Here is a 25,071-nt window from a genome sequence, read left to right on the forward strand (position 1 = left end):
GGTGAGCGGGGCGTGAGCGGCGCGCGCTTCACTCGGCCGGGTAGATCTCGTGCACGAAGTCGTGCATCTCCTCGAGCTCCCGGTAGAGCCGTCCGAGCCCGTCGACCTGGGCGCGCAGATCGAGCTCGACCTGCTTCGTGAGGATGAGGAGCGAGCGCAGGTAAGGCAGCTTCGGGTCGCCGGCGGGGGTCTTCGCGACCTTCTCCTGGAGCTCCACGAGCGACCCCTCGAAGAGGCGCGAGAGGTTCTTCAGGTCCCCGGAGCGCAGCATCGCCGAGACCGGCCCCGGCTCGGCGGCCGCGGCGCCGAGCTCGGCGAGCTCGTGCGTGCGCTCGGCGGGATCATCGATGCCCAGGATGTTCATGAGCCCAAGGCGGAGCGCGGCGATCTCGTGACAGGCCATGTCGGTTCTCTCCTATCCATCCTTCATTGCATGATGTCGTCGACGAGCCGGGCCACCAGCCGGTCGCCGAGCAGGTGCTCCTCGACGAGGTCCTTCGCGTCCTCCTCGCGGACGCCGCGGTACCAGACCCCGTCGGGGTAGACGGCGACCGTAGGCCCCTCGCCGCAGCGCCCCATGCACGACGTCCTCGTCACGCGGATCTGCTGCTGCTGGCCGGCCTGCTTCACGAGGCGACGCACCGACTCGAGCAGCGCCAGGCTGCCGCGGTCGACGCAGTCGGCGTTGCCGCAGACGAGCACGTGCTTGCGCAGCGAGCGGTGCGCGTGCGGGTGGTTCGACGCCTGCGTGTGCGTGAGCGTGTGGCGCACGCTGTAGAGCATCGCCTTGAGCCCGCCGACCTCCCGGGCGAGCCCCGGCAGCGCGGTGCGGTACATGCACGTGTCGCAGGGGAGCGGCGCCTCGCCGGCGAGCGCCTGGCGCGCGCGCTCGTCGATCAGGCCCTCGAGCGCGCTCGACCGGCCGAGGTGCGGCGCGAGTGACGCCCGGATCCACGGGTACGTCGACGAGAAGCGGTCGACCTGCTCGGCGAGCTTCGTCATGAGCCGCCCGGCGAAGAGGAAGTAGGGGATCACCACGACGCGCTCCGGCCGGTGCCGCGCGACCCGCTCCAGCGTCTCCTCGACCGAGGGCCGGGTGACGCCGATGAAGGTCGGCTCGACGAGCTGGAGCCCGCGGCCCTCGCCGATGAGGCGCGCCGTCTTGCAGAAATCGCCGTTCGCGTCGGGGTCGCTCGACCCGCGCCCCACGACGACGAGCGCCGACCGGGCCCGCGCGGCCGGGTCGGCCGGCAGCGCGGTCGCGGCGCGCTCGAACGCGATCTGCGCGAGCGCCGGGTGCACGCCGAGCGGCCGCGCCGCCGAGAAGCGCACGCCCGGGTGCGCGGCCCGCGCCCGCTCGAGCGCGATCGGGATGTCGTTCTTCACGTGCCCCGCCGCGAACAGGAAGAGCGGCACGACCGCCACGCGGGACGCCCGCGCCGCGAGCGCCGCGAGCGCGTCGGCGAGGTGCGGCGTCGCGAGCTCGATGTAGCCGTGCTGCACGGCGATCTCGGGCCGCGCCGCGGCGTAATCGGCCACGATCGCCTCGAACTCGGCGTTCGACGCGGCGTCGCGGCTGCCGTGGCCGATCAGCAGGAGACCGTCGTCATGCACGCGAGCGCCTCCTCCAGGGTGAGCGGGAGGCCCGCGCCGCCCCGCGGCGGCGGAGGGCTCATCCGGGTCCAGAGCTCGGCGACCCACGGCCGCCGCATCCGCGCCCGCGCGAGGAGCTCCCCCCGCGCGAACACGTCCCGCGGCGGCCCGTCCGCGAGGACCTGACCGTCGCCCAGCAGGACCGCGCGCGAGGCGAAGAGCGGCACGAGATCCACCGCGTGGGTCGCGGTGACCAGCGTGGTCCCCTGCTGCTCGGAGAGCGCGCGCAGCGTCTGGCACAGGGCGAGCTCGCCCTCCGGGTCGAGCCCCGCGGTCGGCTCGTCGAGCAGCAGCACCCGCGGCCGCATCGCCAGCATCCCGGCGATGCACGCGCGCTTGCGCTCGCCGAAGCTCAGCGCCTCGATGGCGCGATCGGCGAGGTGGGCGATCTGCACGGCGGCGAGCGCCGCCTCGGCGCGGCGGCGCGCCTCGGGCGCGGGCAGGCCGAGGTTTCGCGGGCCGAACAGGACGTCGTCGAGGAGCGTCGCGCCGAGCAGCTGGTCGTCCGGGTCCTGGAGCACGAGCGCGGCGCCCGCGGCGACGGCGTCCGAGGGCGAGCCCACGCGGCGGCCCGCGATCTCGACGCCGCCGCCGGGCGCCGGGAGGAGCCCGACGAGCGTCCGGAGCAGCGCGGTCTTGCCGGCGCCGTTGCCGCCGAGCACCGCCACGGACTCGCCCTCGGCGACGTCGAGGCGCACGTCGCGCAGCACGGGCTCGCCGCGCGGGTAGCCGAGCCGGGGGGCGCGCAGCGCGATCATCCGGCCTCTCCTGCGGCGACGCTGAGCCCGAGGGCCGCGAGGGCGGCGGCGGCGAACGCGACGTTCGCGGCGGGCGCGCTCGTCCTCCGGTCGGCGACGGGGAGCTTCCCCTGGTAGCCGCGGAGCTGCATCGCGAGCGCGGCGCTCTCGGAGCGCTCCAGCGTCCGGAGCGCCACGACGCCCGCGACGGCGCCGGCCGAGCGCGCGGCGGCGCCGGGGCGGGTGAACCCGCCGCGGAGCGCGGCGGCGCTCCACGCGCTGTCGGCCGCGCGCTGGAGCACGCCGGCGAAGCGCCGCGTCAGCGCGAGCAGCTCGACCAGGGCCGCCGGGACGCCGAGCCCGGCGAGCGCCGCCTCGATCTCGGCGGGCGCGGCGGCGCCGGCGAGCCACCGGAGCACCGCGGCCGCCGCGAGGACGCGGGCGCCGATGGCCACGGCGCGGTGGGCCCCCTCGGCCGTGATCGCGTCGACGGGGAACGGCGCGCCGGGGAGGAGCGGCGCCCCCGGCGTGAGCGCGAGCGCGAGCGCCGCCGCGACCGCTCCGATCCACGCGGCGGGCGCGGCGGCGCGGAGGACGGCGCGCGCCGGCGTTCCCTGGAGGTGGAGGGCCGCGCACGCGAGGAGGAGCAGCGCGGCCGGCGTGACGGGCGAGCGCGCGCCCGCGGCGACGCAGCACGCCGCCACGGCGGCTCCGAGGCGGAGCCGGGCGTCCACGTCGCGGAGCCGCGCGGGCGGGTCAGTCCGCACGGAGGCCTTCGCCGCCGGCCTTGACCGCGGGCGCGTCCGCGCGCTCGACGAAGAGCACGCGCGAGAAATAGCCGAGGGCGAAGCCGGCGAGGAGCCCGGCCCAGAGGAACGCGAAGAGCAGGAGGTCGCCCTCGAGGCCCGCGAACAGCGGCCCCGTGTCGTGGCGTCCTGCGTCCTCGGCGACGCGGCGCACCACGGCCTCGTCGACGCCGTCCCAGGACGCGTTGCCGCAGGCGGCGAGCCAGAATGAACCGGCGAGCTGGAGCGCTGCCGCGCACGCACGCCGCGCGAGCGGCGCTGGCATCGGGCGCTGTCCGAGCCGCCGCGTCACGACGCCCCCGGGGCGAGCCGGACGACCTGGAGCCGATCCAGGATGTCGGGCCGCCGGGCGCGCAGGAAGGCGAGCGCCCCCGCGGTCATGACGCCCTCGAGCAGGCCGAGCGGGAGCTGGGTGGGGACGAAGGCCAGGGCGACGCCCGTGAACATGGACGTCACCGAGCCCTCGCCCGAGAGCCCGAGCGCGAGCGCGAGCGCCGTTGTGGCGTAGGTTGCCCAGTCCGACGTCACGCCCGCGAGGAAGCCCGCGACCCAGAGGTTCGCGCCGCAGCGCCGCGCGAGGTGGAAGGCGAAATATCCGGTGAAGGCGCCCGCGATGCCCATCGACGCGACGTCGGCGCCGAGCGTGGTGAGGCCGCCGTGCGCGAGGAAGAGGGCCTGGATAAGGAGCGCCACCACGGTGACGAGGACGGTCATCCAGGGGCCGATGAGCACCGCCGCGAGCCCTGTGCCGCACGGGTGGGAGCAGGTCCCGGCGGTCGGCACGGGCACGGGCATGCACGAGATCGCGAAGACGGCGGCCGCGATGAGGCCGACGAACGGCTTGTAGAAGGCGTCCTGCTGGGTGCGGCGCCGGAGCAGGTGGAGGGCGATCGCGACGAAGGGCAGGGCGAGCGCGTTCCAGACGGCGCACCAGCCGAGCGGCAGGACGCCTTCCGCGAGGTGCATCGCGGCCGCGGGCCGGGGCGCGAGGAGCGTCCCCAGGGACACGGCGGCGATCGACACAGCGCGGCCGTGAAGACCGATGACGGCGCTCCGGGTGAAGTCCGCACCCGAACGCCACGAAGACGTGCGCAAGCTGCACCTCGTGGGAGGCTCGGGTAGGTCTCCCGGCTCATGGGTTCAGGGAGCTGATCGAGCTCCCAGCGCTGCGTCCACCTTCCCAGGCCTCTTCCAATGAGGCCCAGTGGTCTTCGGAGGCAGCTCCCCACTCACGGTGGCGGGACCGCGCCGGTTTTGCACCGGCTTCCCTGTTATGCCCCGGAGGGCACCCGAGGAATGGATTGTCAGGCCGGTGCTCGGTAATCCCGTTTCGTTCCCGGCGTCAAGGACGTCGCGCCCCGATCGCGGACGAGGTGCTCGGCGGGCGCTGCATCTGGCATGGCGTGTCGGACGAGCTCCCCGTCGAGCGCGGGCCAGCTCCGCCTCGCGCGCGGTGCCCCGCGCGTCGGCCCGCGCATCCAGGCGGCGCGATCGCGCGAGCCGGGCGCGCGTACCCGGGGGTGCGGACCGGGCGAACCCGGGTGCGTCGACCCGGGGGTGCGGACCGGGCGAACCCGGGTGGGTCGACCCGGGGGTGCGGACCGGGCGAACCCGGGTGGGTCGACCCGGGGGTGCGGACCGGGCGAACCCGGGTGGGTCGACTCGGGGGTGCGAGTTTCCGCCTTGCGCGGTCCGGCTCGCCGCGGTCCGCCGCGAGCGCCCTCGTCCGCGGCGTCGGCGCGGCGGCGATGCCTGCGCTGGTGGCCACCTCGCCCTCGAGGGCGCTGCCGAGGCGCACGAGGCCATCGCTGCCGAGGCGCGCCGCGCGCCCGTCGGCGCCCCCATTGAGCAGGCATGGGCGCCGACGAGCGATCCAGGCGCTGTCGTGTGATGGCCGAGGCCGAGAAATTGACCCAGACGCATCACGTGAAGAGTCGTCGAGCACACGTCTTGAATTATGTCCCCCTTAGATAAAGCCTGTTTACTTTGTCGCCGCGCGGGCGCAGCCCCCGTCTCGGTTTGGGCCCGCACGAGGGGCTCTCGTGCGCTTGAATACAAGGCACCGGCGCGTTCCTTCCGCAGTGTGCTTTGTTCGTCCTGGCTCTTTACTCGGGAGCAGGTGTCCGGCTTACCGCCTGCAGCCTCGTGGCATCTCTTATTGAAGAGATGAGGGATTTCGTGTTCACTCGTCTCGGAATGCGAGACGAACGCTGCGCTGAGCGCTGTCTCCGGTGGAGGGGTATGCCCGGCTCGAACGTGAATTCCCGCAGAGCTGGTGTGTGTGGGGCGCGCGCCCGCCTGGCCGCCTTCGTGTCTGGAGCGCTCTGCTCGCTCGGCGTGCAGTCATTGCACTTTGTTATCGACAACGCGCTTGCGGATGCCACAATCTGACTACCGCATGCGCACCGGCGCGGACCCCCCCAGCCCGGAGCGCATGCGGTGTTTTTTTCTTAGCACCGCGGCGGACGTTCAAGACTCCGGCGCGGTTTCCCTGCCGCGGTCATTCTGGGCCCCCCTCCAGCGTGATGCGCGGTATTTTTTTTGCCGTCGAGCGCGCGGTTCGCGCCTCCCGAGCCTTCACTTGCCCGTGAACGTGGCCTGCGATTTCGCCAGGAACGCTTTCATTCCGAGCTGTTGATCTTCGCTTCCGAAGAGCGCGGCGAATGCCTGGGCTTCCAGCTCGTTGGCGGCGGTGAGGTCGAGGCTCTCGCCGCGCAGGAGGACGCGTTTGGCGGCGGCGACGGCGAGCGGCCCGCGCGAGGCGATCTTGAGGGCGGTCTCGCGGGCGCGCGCGAGGAGCTCGGTCGCCGGGAAGACGGCGTTGACGAGCCCGATCGAGAGCGCCTGCTGGGCGGTGATCATGTCTCCTGAGTAGACGAGCTCGCGCGCGCGTCCGGGTCCGACCCGTCGCAGCAGCCGCTGGGTCCCGCCGAACCCCGGGATGACGCCCAGGTTCACCTCGGGCTGGCCGAGCTTGGCGCCTTCGGCGGCGTAGATGAAGTCGCATGCGAGGGCGAGCTCGCAGCCGCCGCCCAGCGCGAAGCCGTTGACGGCGGCGATCACGGGGAAGGGGGCAGTCTCGATGAGCTCGGCGAGCCGGTGGCCAGCGTCGGCGAACCGTTTCGCGGCGATGCTGTTCATGGTCGCCATCTCTGCGATGTCGGCGCCGGCGACGAACGCCTTGCCGGCGCCGGTCAGCACCGCCGCGCGGACCTCGTTGCCCTCGGCGGGCGCGAGGAGGTCGCGGAAGGCCGCGGTGAGCTCGCCGAGGACGGCGGGGTTCAGCGCGTTGAGTTTGTCGGGCCGCTGGATGGTCACGGTGGCGACGTGATCCGCGCGCTCGACGGCGACGAACTGGAGCGTACCGCGAGCCCCCGGCTGCTGTTCTTGAGCGGTCATGGAGCGTGGTTAGCAGCGCCTCGCGCCGGTGGGAAGCGCCTGCCGCGGGTCAGGGAAGGCGTCATTCCGTGTCCGCCCGATCCCGCTGTGTAGAGGCCGTTGCCGAGCCGACGAGCGAGCGATTTCCAAGCGAGCGATTTCCGGAGGAGTCTCGCGCCTGTTCCGGGAAACGGTCCATCGCTCGATGATCCGAACTCACCGCTTGAGTGCGGGTACGCGCGACATGACGGCCCTACAACGAGCCCGCGTGCGATAGTCGTGAGTCGAGCAGACCGCCTGTCCTCCGACCCGCACACCTGTGTTCGCCTCGCGCGGCCACCGTCGTCGCTCCCCCGTCGTCATCCCTCCTGGAGAGAGCCAGGGAGGGAGGGGGTGCCGCGCGGGGGGCCGGCGGGGTAGGGCCCCACGAACCCGAGCGCCGGCCCGCTCCGCGCGGCGCCCTCTCAGATCGGCCCCGCCGTTCAGCCGGCCATGGCCCCCCAAAAGGCGCGAGTTCGTGGGAGGGGCCCCCGCCGGCCCCCCGCGCGGCGCCCCCTCCCTCCCTGGCTCCGCAGCAGCCGCCTACACCGCCCGCCCGCTCTTCTGCCCCTTCTCGTCGTACACGTAGAACCCCCGCCCGCTCTTCTTCCCGTACCACCCCGCAGCCACCAGGTTCCTGAGCAACGTGGCCGCCCTGTACTTCGAGTCCCCGAACTCCCGGTGCAGCACCTCCGCGATCGACAGCACCGTATCGAGCCCGATCAAATCGGCGAGCTCGAGCGGCCCCATCGGGTGGTTCAGCCCGAGCCGCGCCCCCGCGTCGATGTCCTCCGGCGTGGACAGCCCCTCCTGGAGCGCGAAGCACGCCTCGTTGAGGAAGGGGATCAGCATCCGGTTCACGATGAACCCGGGCTGGTCCTTCGAGGTGATCACCGTCTTGCCGAGCCCGACCGAGAGCGCCCGGACGGCCTCGTACGTCGCGTCCGACGTCTGGACCCCACGGACGAGCTCGACAAGCTTCATCAGCGGCACCGGGTTCATGAAGTGCATCCCGATGACCAGCTCAGGCCGGCCGGTCACCGCCGCCAGCCGCGTGATCGAGATGGACGACGTGTTCGACGCCAGGATCGCCCCCTTCGGCAGCGCCGCGTCGGCGAGCTTGAAGATCCCGCTCTTCACCTCGAAGTTCTCGGTCACCGCCTCCACGGCCAGGTCGACCCCGGCCAGGCCCCCCATCCCGTCGGCCACCGCGACGCGGCCGAGGAGCGCCTCCCGCGCCTCCGCGGCCAGCTTGCCCTTCTCCACCTGCTTCGCGAGAATGGCGGCGATCTGGGCCTTGCCCGACTCCGCCAGCGCCCTCGAGACGTCGCACAGGACCACCTCGAGGCCCGCGGCCGCGGCGACCTGGGCGATGCCTCGCCCCATCTGACCCGCGCCGATCACCCCGAAGCGCTTGATCGTCGTAGCTTCCATGGCCGCGGTTGATAGCCGAAGCCGAGAGCGCGGTGAACCGCCCTCGCCGCGGCCCGACGGCCCGACGGCCCGCCCGCTCGGACGTCCCCGCGCCACAGAAGCAGAAGCGCGCGAAAGCTCCGCCCGCCCTTCCAGGCCCGCGGGGGCGAGGAACCTTGAAACCGTGTCGTCCGCCCGGCTATCTTCGCCCGGCCCGTGAACGGACCGGACCGAATTCGCGAGGTCCGCGGAGAGACGATGAGCGTTGAGACGATTCGGATGGCCCTTGGGCGTCTGCAGGATGAGCCCGAAAACGAGGCAGCCTGGAACGAGCTCGCGGAGGCCGTGACTGCTCCGAACAACGGCGCGGGCCCCGGGGACGTCGAGCGCCTGCTCGGCGCGGCGCGCGGGCGGCACGAGCAGCGGAAGGAATGGCAGGCCGTGGCCCGCCTCCTCGAGCTGGAGATCGCCCTCGCCGCAGGCAGCGCCGTCGAGCCCGCGATGCAGGCCGAGCTCGCCCGCGTCTACCACGAGGAGCTCATCGACGTCGACCGCGCGGCGGCCGCGTACAAGCGGCTGCTCGAGCTGCGCCCCGACGACGACGCCGCGGCCGAGGCGCTCGAGACCGACGCCTCGAAGCGCGAGCGGTGGCGCGACCTCGTGGACCGGTACGTGGCCGAGGCCGAGGGCGCGACCGACGGCGCCTTCAAGAGCGCGCTCTACACGAGCGCGGCCGACATCGGCTACCGCTACGGCCGCGCCGAGCTCGGCGCCAGGGTGGCCGAGCTCATCGAGCTCGCCCTCATGCTCGACCCGAAGAACCTCCGCGCGGCCAACCTCGCCGAGATCGCCTTCTCCTCCGCGGGGGACTGGGACGCCGTCGTCCGCGTCCAGTCGCTCGTCAAGGCCGAGGCCCAGCTCAAGGAGGACCGCGTCGCGGCGGCCCTCCGCGCCGCGCGCACCGCCAAGGCCCGCGTGAGCGATCCGGCCCGCACCGTCGCGGCGTACGAGGAGCTGCTCGACCTCTCGCCCGGCCAGCCCGAGGCGCTCTCGTTCCTGACCGAGGCCTACTCCGCCGCGGGCGACTGGGACCGCCTCGTCGCCCTCTACGAGGACCAGCTCCGCAGCGGCGGCGTGAAGCCCGGCGAGGAGCTCGGCATGCTCGTGCAGATCGCCATGGTCCACTGGCGCATGCGCGGCCAGCCCCAGGCGGCCGAGCCCTATTTCGACCGCGTGCGCCGCGCCGACCCCGCGCACGCCGGGATGCTCAACTTCTACCGCGAGGTCCTCGAGCAGCGCGGCGACAAGCCGCGGCTCACGACGATCCTCACGGACGCGCAGCGCGCCGTGCCCGACGGCCCCGAGAAGCGCGCCATCGCCACGGAGCTCGCGCGGCTCGCCGAGTCGCAGGAGAACGCCGCCAAGGCGATCGAGCAGTACAAGTCCGTGCTCCGGACCGACCCGGAGAACCGCCAGGCGCGCGACGCGCTGAAGCGCCTCTACCTGCAGACCGAGGGGTACAACGCCCTCGTCGAGCTCCACCGGCAGGACCTGGAGCGCACGCCCGCCGACGACGTCGCCGGCAGGGTCGCGGTGCTCCGCGACATCGCCGGGATCTACCGCGATCGCGCCAAGAACGACGCGGCCCTCGTCACGGTCCTCACCCAGATCGTCCAGCTCGACGACAAGGACGTCGACGCCGTCCGGGAGCTGACCCGCATCTACGAGTCGCTCGGGCGCTGGCGCGACCTGCTCTCGTACCAGCAGCGCCTCGCCGAGCTCACCGAGAGCCCCGCCGAGAAGGCGGGGCTCTACCGCGCTGTCGCGCGGCGCTGGTTCGACCAGTTCTCCAACGTCCAGAACGCCATCGCGGCGTACGAGGCGCTGCTCACGGTCGAGCCGATCGACGAGGAGGCGCAGCAGAAGCTCCGCGAGCTCTACCTGAAGCGGCGCGCCTGGCCGCAGCTCTACTCGCTCTACGAGCGCAAGCTCGAGGGCGCCGAGGGCGCCGCGAAGATCGAGCTCCTCGGCGAGATGGCCAAGCTCGCCGCCGAGCGGCTCGACCGCGGCGCGGACGCGATCGCGCTGCAGAAGCGGATCCTCGAGCTCGACCCGAGCGCCCCCGGGGTGCTCGACGCGCTGGAGAAGCAGGCCGAGCGCGAGAAGGACTTCGGCACGGTCGCCGAGGTGCTCGAGCGCCGCGTCGACCTCGCGCCCGACGACGCCGCGCGGCTCGTCTCGCTGCAGAAGCTCGGGGCGGTGTACGCCGAGCGCCTCAAGGATCCGGCCCAGGCGGCGCGGACGTGGCGGCGCGTGCTCACGCTCTCCCCGGGGCACGCGCGCGCGCTCCGTGTGCTGCGCGACGCGTACTTCACGGCGGGCGACTGGGACGGGCTCGAGGAGCTCTACGCCTCGCAGAACGACTGGGAGGGCCTCGTCGACTTCCTGTCGGGCGCGGCGGACAAGGCGACCGATCCGGGCACGAAGCTCGACATCTCCTTCCGCGCGGCCCGGATCTTCGAGGAGCAGCTCAAGGCGCCCGAGCGCGCGGCGCGCTCGTACGAGCGCGTGCTCAGCGTCTCGCCGAAGGACGCGCGCGCCGCGGCGGCGCTCGTGCCGATCTACGAGGAGGAGGAGAAGTGGGCCCGGCTGCCGGCGCTCTACGAGATCCTCCTCGACGCGACCGACGACGCCGAGGCGCAGGTCGGCATGCTGCGCAAGCTCGCGGCGGTGACGGGCGGGCCGCTCTCGGACAAGCCGAGCGCGCTCGGCTACGCGCGCCGCGCTTACGAGCTGAAGCCGGACGACGAGGGGCTCGATCTGCTCGAGGCCTGGTCGCGGGCGGCGGGCTCGTGGGGGCCGTTCGTCGAGGCGGTCGAGGGCCGGCTCCGGACGGCGGAGGACCTCGCGACCGACGTGCAGCGCACGCTGCGGCTGAAGCTCGCCGAGGTGTACGCGCGCGAGATGGGCAAGCTCGACGAGGCGGTGACCGTTTACCGCGGCCTCGTCGAGGACGACCCGTCCGACGACGATACGGTGCGGGCGCTCGACGCGCTCCTCCGGGCGAACGAGCGGCAGGCCGATCTGCGCTGGCTGTTCGAGCTCAGGGCGAGCCAGGTCGGGGGCGAGGACCGCGCCGAGATCCTGGAGGAGTGGGCGACGCTCGAGGAGGAGGTCTTCGGCGACCCGGCGAAGGCGATCGAGCTCCTGCGCAAGGTCATCGCGCTGGCGCCCGGGCGCATCAACGCGCTGCGGGTGCTCTCGCGCCTCCTGAACGCCGCGGGCGAGTACGAGGCGGCGTCCGTGATCGTGGCCACGCACCGCGACGTCAGCGAGGGCGACGAGCGGGCGCGCCGCGAGATCGAGCTCGCGACGCTCTACCTGGACCGGCTGGATCGGCCTGCGGACGCGTTCGAGGCGGCGGTGCGCGCGCTCGATCTGGCGGCGCACGACCCGGACGCGATCGCCGTCCTCTCGCGGCTCGTCGAGCGCCCGGAGACGCGCGTGCGCGCGGCCAAGGTGCTCGCCGTCGAGTACGCCGAGACGGGCAACCACCGGCGCGAGGCCATGGCGCTCCGGGTCATCCTCGAGTCGGAGCGGGATCCGGCGCGGCGGCGGGAGCTCTACCTCACGCTCGCGAGCGTCGAGGAGACGAAGCTGCACGCGGCCGGGACGGCGTTCGACGCGCTCCTCCGGGCGCTGCACGAGTTCTCGGACGACATCGAGCTCTGGGATCGCGCCGCCGAGCTGTCGCGGCGCGCCGGCCGCCCGACCGACCTGGCGGAGGCGTACCGCGTGCACCTCGTCGCGGGCCGCACCGAGGGCGACAAGGTGCTCGGCAGCTCCGTGGAGGTCGAGCTCTGCGAGCGCGCGGCGAGCCTCCACGACGAGCAGCTCGGCGATCCGGAGGGCGCGAAGCCCTACCTGGAGCGGGTGCTGAGCCTCGACCCGAACAACCACCGCGCGTTCGAGCGGCTGAAGCAGATCCTGACGGCGGCCGAGCGGTGGGGCGAGCTCGAGGAGCTCTACGATCGCGCCGCGAAGGGCACGACGGACCAGAGCGAGCGCATCGAGCTGCTCAACGAGGTGGCGCTCATCGCCGAGGAGATCATCGGCGATGCCGCCAAGGCGATCGGCTACTACGAGCGCATCCTCGAGCTCGATCCGTTCTACACGGCGGCGCTCGACTCGCTCGAGAAGCTCTACGAGCGCGAGGGCCGCTTCCGCGACCTCGCGGCGCTCCTCGAGCAGCGCCTGAAGACGGCGACCGAGGCCGAGAGCGTCGAGATCAAGCTGTCGCTCGGCAGCATCTACCTCGACCGGCTGCACGAGCCCGAGGGGTCGCTCGGGCACCTCGAGGACGTGCTGCGGATCCGCCAGAACGACCCGAAGGCGCGCGAGCTCGTCGAGCGGCTGCTCGACATCGGGGCGCTCCGGCTCCGGGCGGCGCGCGTGCTCGAGGCGGTGTACGAGGCGCGGGACGAGATCCGGCAGCTCGTGCGGGTCCTCGAGATCCGGCGCCAGGGCGCCGAGACCGAGTCGGAGCGGCGCGAGCTGCTCCGCCGGGTGAGCGTGCTCCAGGACGAGCGGCTCAGGGACGACGCGGGCGCGTTCGCCAGCCTGTCGGAGCTCCTGCCGCTCGAGCCGGAGGACCTCGCGGCGCGCGAGCGGCTCATCGAGATCGGCCGGCGCCTCGGCGAGCACGAGCAGGTCGCCGAGGTGCTCACGGCGGCCGCGGACGCGTGCGGGACGGCGACCATCCGCGGCGAAATCCTGATGGAAGTCGCGAGGATCTGCGAGGACCTCCTCGGCGACGCCGACCGGGCCGAGAAGGTCTACCGGCGCGTGCTCGCCATCGATCCGACCGATCCGACGCTGGTGATCCCGGCGGCGCAGGCGCTCGGCCGCATCTACGCCGCGAAGGAGCAGCACCAGGCGCTCGCGGGCGTGCTCGCGATCGAGGTGCGCCTCGAGGAGAACGTCGAGACGCGGCGCTCGCTCTACGAGCGCATCGGGACCCTGCACGAGACGGTGCTGGACGATCCGGCCAAGGCCATCGAGGCCTGGCAGGCGCGGCTCGGCGACGACGGCGCCGACGTGGCGGCGCTCGCGGCGCTCGAGCGGCTCTACGAGCGGACGTCGCAGTGGCGGGAGCTCGTCTCCGTGCTCCGGGCGCGGGAGCAGTCGACGACGGAGCCGGAGGAGCGGCGGCGCGCGATGACGAAGGCGGCCGAGACGCTCGCGCAGAAGCTCGCCGACGTGCCCGAGGCGATCAACGCGTGGCGCGCGGTGCTCGACGAGTTCGGCCCCGAGCGCCCGACGCTCGCGGCCCTCGAGGAGCTCTACGAGCTCGACGAGCGCTGGGTCGACCTCGCCGAGACGCTGGAGGTGGATCTGTCCCTCGCGGTGGAGACGCCCGCCCGGCTCGATCTGCTGGCGCGGCTCGGCGACGTGCGGCGGCTGCACCAGGCCGACGCGACGGGGGCGCTCGAGGCGTACCGCCAGGCGCTCTCGCTCGATCCGTCGAACGCGCGCTGCCGCGCGGCGCTCGAGGCGATGCTCGAGCGCGAGGACGCGCGGCGCGACGCGGCCGAGACGCTCGAGCCGCTCTACGAGGCGGACGGCGACGCCGAGCGCCTGCTCCGGGTCCTGGAGATCAAGGTCGAGACCTCGGATCTCCCGAGCGAGCGGCTCGCCACCCTGCAGAAGTCGCTGCGCACGGCGGAGGGGCCGCTCGGCGACACGTCGCGGGCGTTCGGCTACGCGCTCCGCGGCGTGCGGGAGGCGGCGGGTGAGCCCGAGGTGACGACGTGGATCGCCACTGTCGAGCGGCTCGGCGAGGCCACCGGGCGCTGGTCCGAGGTGTGCGAGCTGTTCCAGCGCATCGCGCCGGACATCCTCGACGGCGACGTGCAGCAGAACGTGCGGCTGCGGGTCGGCGAGCTCGCGCGGCGCAAGCTCGACGACCGCGAGCTCGCGGTCGAGCAGTACAAGAAGGCGCTCGAGGCCCGCGGGGACGACCGGCGGGCGATGATCGCGCTGGAGGAGCTCTACGGCGAGGCGCGCGACGCCGGGCGGCTGCTCGAGATCCTGAAGCTCCGGGTCGAGAACGCCGAGAGCGACGAGGAGAAGACGGGGCTGCTCTTCCGGATCGCCGAGCTCGAGCGGGGCCCGCTCGGGGACCAGGCCAGCGCGATCGCGACCTACGAGACGATCCTCGACATCGCGCTCCACCCGGACGCGATCGCGGCGCTGGACGGCCTGTACCGCGAGGCGGGGCGCTTCCAGGACCTCATCCGGCTCTACGAGCGGCAGCTCGACGTGCGCGCGGGCGACCTCGCCGAGCTGCACGTCAAGATCGCGCTCGTCGCTCACCGGCACACCGAGGACCTGCAGCGCGCGTTCGACGAGCTCTCCGAGGCGCTGCTCATCGATCCGGCGCACGAGGGCGCGGTCTCGCTGCTCGAGGCGATCCTCGAGGGCTCGGCCGAGGCGGAGCACAGGGCGCGCGCCGGCGAGATGCTCGAGCCGGTGTACCTGCGCCGGGCGGACTGGAACCGGGTGAAGATCGCGCTCGACGCGCGCCTCGCCGCGAGCCAGGACCCGGTCGAGCGCCGCGATCTGCTGCAGCGGCTCGCGACGCTGCACGAGGAGCAGCTCGAGGATTACCGCGCGGCGCTCGAGACGGTGGCGAAGCTCCTCCACGAGGACCTCACCGACGAGGGGGTCTGGGCGGAGCTCGAGCGGCTCGCGAAGGTGGCGAGCGCCGAGCGGCGGCTCGCGGAGATCTACGCGGCGGAGCTCGGGGAGCTCACCTCGGACGACGCGTCGAGCGCGAAGCTCAGCCGGCGCACCGGCGAGCTCTACGCCCAGCTCGGCGACGTGGCCGACGCGCTGCGGTGGTACCGGCGCGCGCACGAGTTCGAGCCGGACTCGCGCGAGCTGTTCGACGCGATCGACGGGCTGCTCGTCAAGGAAGGGCGCCACGCCGAGCGCATCCAGCTCTACCGCGCGGCGCTCGACTACCGGAAGGACGACGACCGGCTCGACGCCCTCCACACGATCGCGCGCCTGGAGCGGACGGAGCTCCGCGAGCCCGCGCTCGCGATCGAGACGTACCGCGCGGCGCTCGACGTCGACGAGAACGACGCCCGGGCGCTCGACGCGCTGACGGAGCTCTACCGCGAGCTCGACCGGCCGCGCGACCTCGCCGACCTCTACCTGCGCCGGGCCGAGGCGGCCCCGAACGGCGAGCGGGCGGCGCCCTACCGGCTCGCGCTCGCCGCGCTCTTGCGCACGCGGCTCGAGGACACCTCGGGCGCGATCGATCAGCTCGAGGCGATCGTCGGCGAGGTGCCCTCGCACGCCGAGGCGATCCGGGCGCTCGAGGCGCTCATCCAGGACCCGCAACACAAGGCGCGGGTCGTCGAGATCCTCGGCCCGCTCTACGAGGGGGCGGACGACTGGCGGCAGCTCGTCCGGCTCAACGACGAGCGGTTCGGCCTCGCCTCGGACGCGCGCGAGAAGGTCGCGGTGCTCCGGGAGACGGCGAAGCTCTGGGAGACGCGCGGCAACGACGAGCTGCGCGCCTTCGACGCGACGCGGACGGCGTTCGGCCTCGATCCGGACGACGGCGAGACGCGCGGCGAGCTCGAGCGGCTCGCCGAGCAGCTCGGCGCCTGGGAGGAGCTCGCGGACAGCCTCGAGGCGGGCGTGACCACCACGTCGGACGAGCTCACGAAGCGCGAGCTGCTCTCGTCCCTGGCCAAGGTCTACGATACGCGCATCGACGACCCGCGCCGGGCGCTCCGCGCCTACGCGCGGCTGTCCGCGCTCGACCCGAGCGATCCCGAGCCGCTCGAGCAGATGGACACCCTGGCCGTGCTGCTCAGCGACTGGGACACGCTCATCTCCGTCCTCGAGAAGAAGAGCGAGATGGCGTCGGACGAGGAGAACGCCTCGATCTGCCGGCGCATCGCCGAGACCAAGCTCGAGATGCTCGAGGACACGGAGGGCGCCATCCAGGCGTACGAGCGGGCGCTCGAGCTCGATCCCGAGAGCGCGATGACGATCGACGCCCTCATCGAGCTGCACGAGCCGCGCGGCGCCGCGAGCCGCCTCGTGGAGCTCTACGGCCGGCGCGTCGAGCTCGCGGGCCCCGACGAGGAGGAGCTGCGCTACGACCTCAACGTGCGCGCCGCCGAGCGCTACGAGCGGGATCTCTCGAGCCCGCGCGACGCGATCGCGGCGCTCAACGCGGCGCTCGAGGCGAAGCAGGGCGATCCGGCGGTGCTGTCCTCGCTGGAGCGGCTCTACCGGGCCGAGCGGATGTGGGACGAGCTCCTGTCGAACCTGATGCTCCAGGCGAGCGCGGCCGCGGACAGGGGCGCGCGCATCAAGCTGCGAACGGCGATCGGCGACCTCTACGCGGGGGAGCTGGAGAGCCCGAGCGACGCGATCGAGCAGTACCGGCTCGTCCTCGACGAGGACGCGGTGAACGACCACGCGATCCAGGCGGTCCGCGCCATCGGCGAGGGCCGGGAGGAGCTGCGGCTCGACGCCGCCGAGGTGCTCGAGCCCGTCCTCCGCGCGGCCGGCCGCCACGAGGAGCTCGCTGCCGCGCTCGAGCTGCGCCTGCGCGCGCAGACCGAGCCGAGCGACAGGGCGGCGACCCTCCGGGCGATCGCCCTCGTTCAGGACGTGCAGCTCGGCCGCCCGCTCGAGGCGGAGCAGGCGCTGCTCCGCGCGCTGGAGGACGCGCCGGACGACGCGTCGCTGCACGGCGAGATCGAGCGGCTCGCGGAGCGCACGGACGGCTTCGGCCGCTACTGCGACGCGCTCGCGCAGCGCGCCGCGGCGACGTTCGACGCGACGATCGCGAAGGACCTGTTCCTGCGGATCGGCCGCATCGCCGAGGAGAAGCTCGGCGACGACCGGCGCAGCGCCCAGGCCTACGCGAAGGCCGTCGAGCACGCCGGCGACACGCCCGAGCTCCTCGAGGCGCTGGACCGGCTCTACGGCCGCCTCGCCGACGAGCGGTCGCTCGCGGACGTGCTCGAGCGCCGCGTCGCGGTCACGCCCGGCGATCGCGACCAGGCGGATCTCTTCTACCGGCTCGCGGTGATCCAGATCGGGTCGTTCGGCGACAAGCCCCAGGGCCTGAACACCCTGCGGCAGGCGCTCGATCGCGCGGTCGATCACGAGCGGGCGAGCGGCGCGATCGAGGCGCTCACCGAGGACCCGGCGCTCTTCGACGAGGCGGCCGAGGCGCTCGAGGGCGTCTACCGGACGCGGGGCGACAACGCCGCGCTGGCGCGCCTCTACGAGAAGCGCATCCGCTTCGCGCCGGGCGGCGCGGAGCGGATCCGCATGCGCCTCGACCTGGCGAAGGTGCTCGAGGTGCGCTCGAACGACCCGAGGGCGGCGCTGGAGACCCTCGAGAAGGCGCTCGCCGACGACCCGTCGGACCCGGACGTGCTCGGCGAGATCGAGCGCCTCGCCCCGCTGACGGGCGGCTGGGCGAGCGCCGCCTCCGCGCTGGAGCGGGCGGTGCGGGCCGGGACCGAGCTCGACGGCGACACGGCGCGCGATCTCTGGATGCGCATCGCCGAGTGGCAGAAGAACAAGGTGGGCGACGCCAAGGCCGCCGAGGCGGCGTACGAGGCGGCGCTCACGCACGACGCCACGAGCGAGCACATCCTTCGGTCGATCGAGGAGCTGCAGCGGGCGCCGGGGCGCGAGCGCGACCTCATCGGCACGCTGCGCCGGATCGCCGCCCTCGACGGCATGGAGGGGAGCGCCGGCGAGCTGCGCCGCGAGGCGAAGGAGCTGGCGGAGCGCGCGCTGGGCGACCGGGAGCTCGTCGAGGCGATCCTGCGCGAGATGATCGCCGCGGACGAGGGGGACACCTGGGCGCTCGCCGAGCTCACGAAGGTGCGGGAGGAGGCGGGCGACCACAAGGAAGTCTTCCGGCTGCTCGTGCGCCAGTCCGAGCTCTACGCCGAGGCCGATCGCATCCGCGACGCGCGGCACGCCGCCGCGGCGGTCGCGCGCGAGAAGCTCGGCGACGACGCGGCGGCGATCGAGCTCTACGAGACGCTCTTCGAGGCGGATCCGGGCGACGCGCGCGCCGCGACCGCGCTGCGCGAGCTCTACGCGAAGGCCGGCAAGCACAAGGAGCTGCTCGCGCTGCTCGAGCGGCTCACCGACCTGGCGGAGTCGCCCGAGGCCCGCTCGGCGCTGCGCCTCGAGAGCGCGGAGATCTGCCTCTCGCGGCTCGACGCCGTGAGCGAGGCGACCGAGCACCTGCGCGCGGTCCTCGATGAGCAGCCCGACAACGAGAAGGCGACGGTCCTGCTCGCGCAGCTGCTCGAGAAGACCGGCCGCGATCAGGAGCTGTCGGACCTGTTCGTCACGCAGATCGAGCGCGCGAAGGACCGCGGCGACGTCGCGGCGGAGCTCTCGTACAGCGTGCGCCTCGGCGAGGTGTACGAGGCGCGGCTGAACGACACGGCGCGGGCGATCGAGACCTACCGCGCGGTCCTCGAGCGCGAGCCGCGCCACCACGGCGCGCTCCTCGCGCTGGCGCGCCTGCACGAGCAGCGCGGGGAGAAGGCCGAGGCGGCGCAGCGGCTCGAGGTGATCCTCGAGGACGCCCGCGCCGCGGAGGCGGTGGCCACGGCGCTCCGGCTCGCGGATCTGCACCGGTCCCTCGGCGACGAGGGCGCGGTGCGGCGCGTGCTCGAGCGGGGGCTCGCGGCGGACGGGTCGGCGCAGGAGATCAGGAAGCAGCTCCTCGCCCTCTACGAGAAGCAGCAGGCCTTCACGGAGCTCGCCGATCTCATCACCGGCGACGCCGAGGCGGCCGCGCAGCCGGCCGAGAAGGTGGCGCTCTACCGCAAGGCGGCCGGCATCCACCTCGCGAAGCGGGACGATCCCGGCCGCGCGGCGGACCTCCTGGTCAAGGCCACCGAGCTCGTGCCGGGCGACCGCGAGCTCCTGCTCGCGCTGTGCGACGCGTACAGCGCCTCGGGCCGCGGCCAGAAGGCCGCCGAGGCGCTCCAGCAGATCGTCGAGTCCTACGGCGGCCGCCGCTCGAAGGATCTCGCCGCGATCCACCACCGCCTCGCCAAGGCCTACCTGGCCGAGGGGCAGCGGGAGCGGGCGCTCGCCGAGCTCGACATCGCCTTCAAGATCGACCCGGGCTCGATCGCCATCCTCCGCGACCTCGGGGTGCTGGCGCTCGATCTGTCGGAGTCGGGTGACGACGCGGCGAAGGCGGCGCACATCGATCGCGCGCAGAAGACCTTCCGCGCCCTGCTCCTCCAGAAGCTCGACGAGGGCGCGCCGATCAGCAAGGGCGAGGTCTTCTATTACCTCGGCGTGATCAGCCACCGTCAGAACGACGACAAGAAGGCGATCCAGATGCTGGAGCGCGCGCTCGACAACGAGCGCGACTTCGCCCCGGCGAAGGAGCTCCTGGCGCAGCTCAAGAAGTGACGTAATCTCGCCGCGTGACGCGGCTAGTCAGCATCGATGGTGTCATCCACCGGCCGGAGGAGGCCAGGGTCTCGGTCTACGACCGCGGCTTCCTCTACGGCGATAGCGTCTTCGAGACCATCCGCACCTACGGCGGCGAGCCGTTCGCTCTGGAAGAGCACCTCGCCCGCCTGGAGCGCTCGGCCGAGCGGATCGCGGTCGCCCTGCCGATCCCGCGCGACGAGCTCGGCCGCGAGGTCGTCGCGCTGCTCCGGGCAGCGACGGCGGCCGGGAGCGCCGGGGCCACGGCGGGTGCGGCGGGCGCCCAGGGCTCGGCGTCCGCAGCGGGCTCGGCCGCGCCGCTCGAGAGCACGCTCCGCGTGATGCTGACGCGCGGCAGCGGTCCGCTCGGGCTCGATCCCTCGCTCGCGGGCGCGCCTCTCCGCGTCATCCTCGTCGAGCCGCTGAAGCCGCTGCCGGGCGGGCTCTACCGCGAGGGGATCTCGGTCATCACGATCTGCACCCAGCGGGCCGGCGACGCGGCGCCCGGCGCGAAGGTCTCGAACTACCTCGAGAGCCTGCTCGCCCTGCGCGAGGCGCGGGCCGCGGGGGCGCACGAGGCGCTGATCCTCGACCCGTCAGGTCATGTCGTCGAGGGCACGACGTCCAACGTCTTCCTTGTCGAGCGGAGGCCCGCGGCGCTCGAGGGCGCGGAGGACCCGGGGCACCTGCTGATCACGCCGCCCAAGGAGGCGGGGATCCTCGTCGGCATCACCCGGGCCCACGTGATGCACGTCGCGGGCGAGCTCGGCATGCCGGTGTGCTGCGAGCCGGTGACGATGGCCCGGCTCCTCGCCGCCGAGGAGGTGTTCATCACCTCGAGCATCCGGGAGATCGTCCCGGTCGTTCGCGTGGACGCCCACACGATCGGCGCGGGTGTCCCCGGCCCGAAGACCCGGGCACTGCACGCGGCTTTCCGCAGGAGGGTGGGTGCTGGTGCGATGCCCCTCCCGTGGGAGACGCCCTGAGCCCGCTGCGGCCGACTCGACAGCGTCGAAATCTTGCGATCCATGACGTGCCGCTCGGAGCGCGCGTCCAAGGAACTGGCCGGCACGTTCCCTGCGCGGGTCGGATGGGGCTCGCACTTCGCCCGCCGTACAATCTGCCCGAGAGGAATCCATGATGAATCGCTCGCTTCGAATCGCCTGCTTCCTGGTGTGCTCCGTGTCCGCTGCAGCGACGGCCGGGTGTGCCCTGAGCATCGACGACAACTCCATCACCGCTGAGACCCTCGTACGTTACGAGGGCACCAAGGAGCGCGCTCGGGTCGACTACCTGTCGACCCAGAGCGTCCGCATCGTGAGCGAGAACGGGGATGTCGAGGTCGTCACCGGGGACGTGAGCGAGGTCGAGGTCACCTTCTCCCCGTTCACGATGCGCAAGAAGGACGAGAACCAGATCGCGGTGGAGGAGATCGAGAACGACCTCAAGCTCGCCGCGATCACCGAGGGTGATGTCGTGATCTCGACGCGGCGCGTCTCGGGCGGGTGGGGAGGGCTGGGCGCCGACATCCAGGTCGTCCTGCCCGCCGCGTTCGACGGCGGGCTCCGTGTCGAGCAGGACAACGGCGGCGTCGAGATCAACCTGGATGGCGCCCCGTCCCGGGGCACCACGGTGGTGAGCGACAACGGCAGCATCGACGTGGTCGGCGCGCGCGGCGCGATCGACGTGACCACCGACAACGGCCATGTCTTCGTCGACCTCGACGCGTGGAGCGCCTCCGATGGCGCGATCAGCTCCGGCAACGGCGCGATCGAGCTCTCGGTGCCGGCCGGGGTGGACGGGACGATGACCGCGCAGACGCTCAACGGCGACGTCGTGGAGCAGGGCATCCCCTCGACGTGGGCCACCGCCGGCCAGGGCAGCGCGACGTCGTACACGATGGGTGACGGCGACGGCGGCCTGCTCGAGCTCTTCACCGAGAACGGCGACATCACCATCGCGGTGAAGTAGCTCCACCAGGACAAAAGCCGAGAGGCGAGCGCCGGGTCGCTCCGGGCTCGCCTCCTGGTCCTTGGGTCACCGGCTTCGCGTCGCCGGCGCGCCGGCGAGGCCGGCGCTCCCGATCATCAGCCGCCGGTCGACGGCTGGGCCTCGGGGCCCGAGCCCTCGGCGGGCTCCTCGCCGCCCGCCGCGGCGTCCCTCGCGGGCGGGACGGCCCCGGCCGGGACCGGGATCCGCAGCTGCCCGCCGCCCTGCTGGGCGAGCACGCCGAGCGCCTTCTGGAAGAAGGCCGCCAGGAAGGGGATCTCCCGCGGCGGGGAGGTGATCAGCCCGGCGTCCTTGATGGCGCGCGCGACGGCGAGGGCGGTGGTGGCCGCCGCGTCGCCCCTGCGCGCCCGCAGCGACACGGCGCTGCTTCGAATCCGCGTCGCGAGCTGCCCGCGCACCTCGGGCGAGAAGAAGCGGTCGGTCGCGAGGTCGATCTCCTCCCGCAGGGCCGTGTTCACGAGCCCGGGATCGCGCATCCCGGCGGCCCCGAGCCGCTGGCCGACCTTCTGCAGGAGCTCGTCGAGCGCCGGCCGCGAGGGCAGCCAGTGCCGGAACTCGGGCTCCTCGTGCAGCGCGGCGGAGCCGGCGATCTGCGCCGTCACAAGCTCGTCCGTCAGGCTCTCTTCGAGGTCCGCCACCGGGTGCCTCGGCTCGGCGTCCGGCGCGGGCTCGATGAGATCGCGACATCCCTCGAACCCGAGCGGCACGACCTGCCCCGACACCGCGTTCTGCCGCTTCGCGGCCGCGATCCGGTGGCGCGCCCACTCCAGGGAGACCGGCACGGGCGCCGTGCCCAGGTTCTCGTACGCGCGCGCGCGGCCCTCCTTGATCTGCGAGCCGCTGAGCCACCCCGCGCCGGCGTGCAGCACGCCGACCGAGTCGCGCACGATCACCTCGGCGATCCGGTAGCGGCCGCTGGTGTCGCGGCTCGTGATCGCGATGGCCTCGGTCCCGCTCGAGTCGGGCGGGATGAGCGTCGCCTCGACCACCTCGGCGCGCTCCTCCGCGAGCCGCACCACGCGCGGGCGCGTCGGGATCGTCACCCCGCGCGACTTGATCACGTTGAGCGCGCGCCGGGCCGCCTTCCGCGCCGCGCCGGAGGCGTCCTCCGACTCGGCCGCCGCCGCGATCGCCTCCGCGTTGGAGGCGCCGAGCCAGGCGTCGACGAGCGCCGGCGCGGCGTCGCCCGCCGACTTCAGCGCCTCGAGCGCCCGATCCCAGCCCGCCGCGAGCACCTCGGCGTCGAAGTCGACCTTCGCCGCCCCGGCGCTCGGGCTGCCTTCCGGGCGGGCGCCGCTCTCGGCCTTGCTCTTCGCGGTGGCCGCGGCCTGCTGGGCCTTCGCGGTCCGCGCGCCGAGCGCCTCGCGCGCCGTGAGCGCCGGCTTGTCCGCTGTCGCGACCGGCTTCGCCTTGGCGGCCGGGAGCGCGAAGAGGAGGTGCGCCGGCTTGGCCGGGCCCTGCGGCTGCCGGGCGCTCTTGCCCGTCACGACCGTCGCGGTCGCGCCCTGGCCGACCACGGTCACCATCCGGTCGCTCTGCTGCTGCTTCGCCGCGGCGGGCGCTCGTCCTTCGGCGCCCCCGGGGCCCTGCGGCCGCCCGCCTTCTGCTGCCGGCCGCGCCGAGAAGCCGCGGTCGGGCCTCGGTCCACGGTCGGGCCTCGGTCCACGGTCAGGGCGCGGCCCGCGGTCGGGCCTCGGCCCACGGTCGGGCCTCGGCCCGCGGTCGGACCAGGGTCGGTCGGGGCGCGGCCCGCGCTCGGGCCTCGCGCCCTGCTCTGCGCCTGCTACCTGCGCCGCTCCAGGGCCCTGCTCGGGCCTGGGTCCACGGTCGGGCCTGGGCCCGCGGTCGGGGCGCGGGCCTCGGTCGGGCCTCGGTCCACGGTCGGGGCGCGGGCCACGGTCGGGCCTGGGCCCGCGGTCGGGCCTCGGCCCGCCGGAGGCCACGGCGGGCCGCTCGGGCCTGGGCGCGCGGTAGTCGCGCACCACCCGCGGCGCGGCGGCCGGAGGCGGCGCGGCGTCCTCGGTCGTCGGCGGCGGCGGCGCGTCTGCCAGCGCCGGCCGCTTGCGGGGCGCGATGAGATCCAGCAGCGAGCCCTGCGGTTCCTTTGCGGCGGCCTTCGACGAGGGGCGCGGCGCCTCGCCTGCGGGCTGCGCCGACGCGCCCTCGGAGGGCTCGTCGGTCCGCTTCACGCCGCTCGCGCCGCTCGCGCCGACGGACGTGCTCGCCGACCGGACGACCCGCCGCGCGCGCGGCTTGTCTCCGCTCTCTGCATCGGGGGCGCCTTCGCGCGCAGATTCGGGAACTGCGCTGGCGGTCCGCTCCGTGCTCTCGCTCTCGTTCTTTGTGCTCATGTCGAGGCTCCCGGGGACATAGTGGAGATGGGGACCGCGGCCGCGGCTCCCCGATTATCGCGAAAGATGGGCAACAGCTTCGATCTCGACGGCGGCGCCCTTGGGCAGCGCCGCCACCTGCACCGTCGCCCGTGCGGGCAGCACGCCGCCGACGGCTGCTCCGTACACCTGGTTGACGATGGCGAAATCCGCGAGGTCCGTCAGGTAAATCGTGGTCTTCACCACGTCGCTCCAGCTCGCGCCGGCCGCGGACAGCACCTCGGTCAGGTTCTTGATCACCCGGGCCGTCTGCTCCTCGATCCCCCCGGCGACGAGCTCGCCCGTCGCGGGATCGATCGGGATCTGGCCGCTGCAGAACACGAGATCTCCGGCCTTGACGGCCTGCGAGTAGGGGCCGATGGCGCGCGGGGCCCGATCGGATGTGATGGCGATTCTGGACATGTCGACCTCTGAAATTCGTGGGCGCTTCGGCGTGAAGAACGCCCGCCCGCCCCGCCCCTCGCTTTCGTGGGCTGGGGCCGATTCTCGCGTTTCCTGCTAGCCGAAGCTCTTCCGGCCTTCGATGGCTCGCCCCAGCGTCACCTGGTCGGCGAACTCCAGATCTCCCCCGTGCGGCACGCCGCTGGCGATCCGCGTGACCTGGATCCCCATCGCGCCGAGCTCCCGCGCGAGCAGGAGCGCGGTCGCCTCTCCGTCGACGGAAGGCGGGGTGGCGACCAGCACCTCCCTCACCGGCTGCTCGGGATCGCGCACGCGCGCCCGGAGCGCCTCGAGCGGCAGCTCCTCGGCGCCGACCCCCTCGAGCGGCGAGAGGAGCCGGCCGAGCACGAAGTACCGCCCGCGCATCGCACCGCTCCGCTCGATCGCCAGGAGGTCCTGGACGCGCGCGACAACGCACAGGAGCGCGCCGTCGCGCCGCGTGTCCAGGCAAATGGCGCAGAGCGCCCGGCCGCCGTCGTCGAGCTCGGCGATGTGGCCGCACCGGATGCACGGCCTGATGTGATCGCAGAGCTCGACGAGCTCGCCCCCCAGGTCGCGCGCTGTGTCCTCGCCGGCGGTCACGAGGAAGAGGGCGAAGCGCTGCGCCGTCTTCTCTCCCACGCCCGGCAGGCGCGCGAGCAGCTGGGCGACCCGCGACAGCCGGCCGGGCAGGCCGCCGGGCGC

The 25,071-nt window shown here is 73.6% G+C and carries 14 protein-coding genes and 1 riboswitch; of the genes, 3 read left to right on the forward strand and 11 right to left on the reverse strand.

Features of this window, described 5'->3' with window-relative positions:
- Positions 1-28: 28 nt before the first annotated feature.
- The 8 genes from WMF45_RS01375 to WMF45_RS01410 all read right to left on the reverse strand — a co-directional run bounded on the left by WMF45_RS01375 (position 29) and on the right by WMF45_RS01410 (position 8,047).
- On the reverse strand, positions 29-403 hold the full coding sequence (locus WMF45_RS01375; protein ID WP_437715177.1) for a DUF3209 family protein: 375 nt from the start codon (positions 401-403) through the stop codon (positions 29-31).
- A gap of 23 nt (positions 404-426) precedes the next feature.
- Positions 427-1,614: a CbiX/SirB N-terminal domain-containing protein gene (locus WMF45_RS01380; RefSeq protein ID WP_437715178.1), complete on the reverse strand. Its 1,188-nt coding sequence runs from the start codon at positions 1,612-1,614 to the stop codon at positions 427-429.
- Entirely contained in the window at positions 1,590-2,411 is an 822-nt protein-coding gene (locus WMF45_RS01385) for an energy-coupling factor ABC transporter ATP-binding protein (RefSeq protein ID WP_437715179.1), read from the reverse strand. Before WMF45_RS01385 ends, WMF45_RS01380 begins: the two co-directional genes overlap by 25 nt.
- Positions 2,408-3,157: a CbiQ family ECF transporter T component gene (locus tag WMF45_RS01390; RefSeq protein ID WP_437715180.1), complete on the reverse strand. Its 750-nt coding sequence runs from the start codon at positions 3,155-3,157 to the stop codon at positions 2,408-2,410. Before WMF45_RS01390 ends, WMF45_RS01385 begins: the two co-directional genes overlap by 4 nt.
- Complete coding sequence (locus WMF45_RS01395) at positions 3,147-3,461, reverse strand: hypothetical protein (protein WP_437715181.1); 315 nt, start codon at positions 3,459-3,461, stop codon at positions 3,147-3,149. Before WMF45_RS01395 ends, WMF45_RS01390 begins: the two co-directional genes overlap by 11 nt.
- A gap of 23 nt (positions 3,462-3,484) precedes the next feature.
- Entirely contained in the window at positions 3,485-4,162 is a 678-nt protein-coding gene (locus WMF45_RS01400) for an energy-coupling factor ABC transporter permease (RefSeq protein ID WP_437719682.1), read from the reverse strand.
- Between the two features lie 134 nt (positions 4,163-4,296).
- Positions 4,297-4,504, reverse strand: a riboswitch (cobalamin riboswitch).
- A gap of 1,269 nt (positions 4,505-5,773) precedes the next feature.
- Positions 5,774-6,595, reverse strand: a complete 822-nt coding sequence (locus WMF45_RS01405) for an enoyl-CoA hydratase/isomerase family protein (protein ID WP_437715182.1) — start codon at positions 6,593-6,595, stop codon at positions 5,774-5,776.
- A 561-nt stretch (positions 6,596-7,156) separates the two neighbouring features.
- Positions 7,157-8,047 (reverse strand): 3-hydroxyacyl-CoA dehydrogenase family protein, encoded by an 891-nt coding sequence (locus WMF45_RS01410; protein WP_437715183.1) that lies wholly within the window; start codon positions 8,045-8,047, stop codon positions 7,157-7,159.
- A 324-nt stretch (positions 8,048-8,371) separates the two neighbouring features.
- On the opposite strand from WMF45_RS01410, the gene WMF45_RS01415 reads away from it, so the two are divergent.
- The 3 genes from WMF45_RS01415 to WMF45_RS01425 all read left to right on the forward strand — a co-directional run bounded on the left by WMF45_RS01415 (position 8,372) and on the right by WMF45_RS01425 (position 21,517).
- Positions 8,372-19,525, forward strand: a complete 11,154-nt coding sequence (locus tag WMF45_RS01415) for a tetratricopeptide repeat protein (RefSeq protein ID WP_437715184.1) — start codon at positions 8,372-8,374, stop codon at positions 19,523-19,525.
- A 14-nt stretch (positions 19,526-19,539) separates the two neighbouring features.
- Positions 19,540-20,532, forward strand: coding sequence for an aminotransferase class IV (locus tag WMF45_RS01420; protein ID WP_437715185.1), 993 nt, complete (start codon positions 19,540-19,542; stop codon positions 20,530-20,532).
- 151 nt (positions 20,533-20,683) lie between these two features.
- The gene (locus tag WMF45_RS01425) at positions 20,684-21,517 is read left to right on the forward strand and encodes a hypothetical protein (protein ID WP_437715186.1); all 834 of its coding nucleotides are present in this window, start codon (positions 20,684-20,686) and stop codon (positions 21,515-21,517) included.
- A 116-nt stretch (positions 21,518-21,633) separates the two neighbouring features.
- On the opposite strand, the gene WMF45_RS01430 is transcribed toward WMF45_RS01425, so the two are convergent.
- From WMF45_RS01430 to recR, 3 genes are all read right to left on the reverse strand, one after another.
- A complete protein-coding gene (locus WMF45_RS01430) occupies positions 21,634-23,907 on the reverse strand; it encodes a hypothetical protein (protein WP_437715187.1) in 2,274 nt (757 codons plus the stop codon).
- 54 nt (positions 23,908-23,961) lie between these two features.
- Positions 23,962-24,348, reverse strand: coding sequence for a RidA family protein (locus WMF45_RS01435; RefSeq protein ID WP_437715188.1), 387 nt, complete (start codon positions 24,346-24,348; stop codon positions 23,962-23,964).
- Between the two features lie 96 nt (positions 24,349-24,444).
- Complete coding sequence (recR, locus tag WMF45_RS01440; protein WP_044967626.1) at positions 24,445-25,059, reverse strand: recombination mediator RecR; 615 nt, start codon at positions 25,057-25,059, stop codon at positions 24,445-24,447.
- Positions 25,060-25,071 lie beyond the last annotated feature (12 nt).

It is taken from the genome of Sorangium sp. So ce448 (genome assembly GCF_051520915.1).
Lineage (GTDB): Bacteria > Myxococcota_A > Polyangia > Polyangiales > Polyangiaceae > Sorangium > Sorangium cellulosum_B.

Bases quoted from the DNA above. Each gene is read 5' to 3' on its own strand.
- WMF45_RS01375 (WP_437715177.1), bottom strand. From the start codon at position 403: ATGGCCTGTCACGAGATCGCCGCGCTCCGCCTTGGGCTCATGAACATC.
- WMF45_RS01385 (WP_437715179.1), bottom strand. From the start codon at position 2,411: ATGATCGCGCTGCGCGCCCCCCGGCTCGGCTACCCGCGCGGCGAGCCC.
- WMF45_RS01395 (WP_437715181.1), bottom strand. From the start codon at position 3,461: ATGCCAGCGCCGCTCGCGCGGCGTGCGTGCGCGGCAGCGCTCCAGCTC.
- WMF45_RS01400 (WP_437719682.1), bottom strand. From the start codon at position 4,162: ATGCACCTCGCGGAAGGCGTCCTGCCGCTCGGCTGGTGCGCCGTCTGG.
- WMF45_RS01405 (WP_437715182.1), bottom strand. From the start codon at position 6,595: ATGACCGCTCAAGAACAGCAGCCGGGGGCTCGCGGTACGCTCCAGTTC.
- WMF45_RS01410 (WP_437715183.1), bottom strand. From the start codon at position 8,047: ATGGAAGCTACGACGATCAAGCGCTTCGGGGTGATCGGCGCGGGTCAG.
- WMF45_RS01425 (WP_437715186.1), top strand. From the start codon at position 20,684: ATGATGAATCGCTCGCTTCGAATCGCCTGCTTCCTGGTGTGCTCCGTG.
- WMF45_RS01430 (WP_437715187.1), bottom strand. From the start codon at position 23,907: ATGAGCACAAAGAACGAGAGCGAGAGCACGGAGCGGACCGCCAGCGCA.
- WMF45_RS01435 (WP_437715188.1), bottom strand. From the start codon at position 24,348: ATGTCCAGAATCGCCATCACATCCGATCGGGCCCCGCGCGCCATCGGC.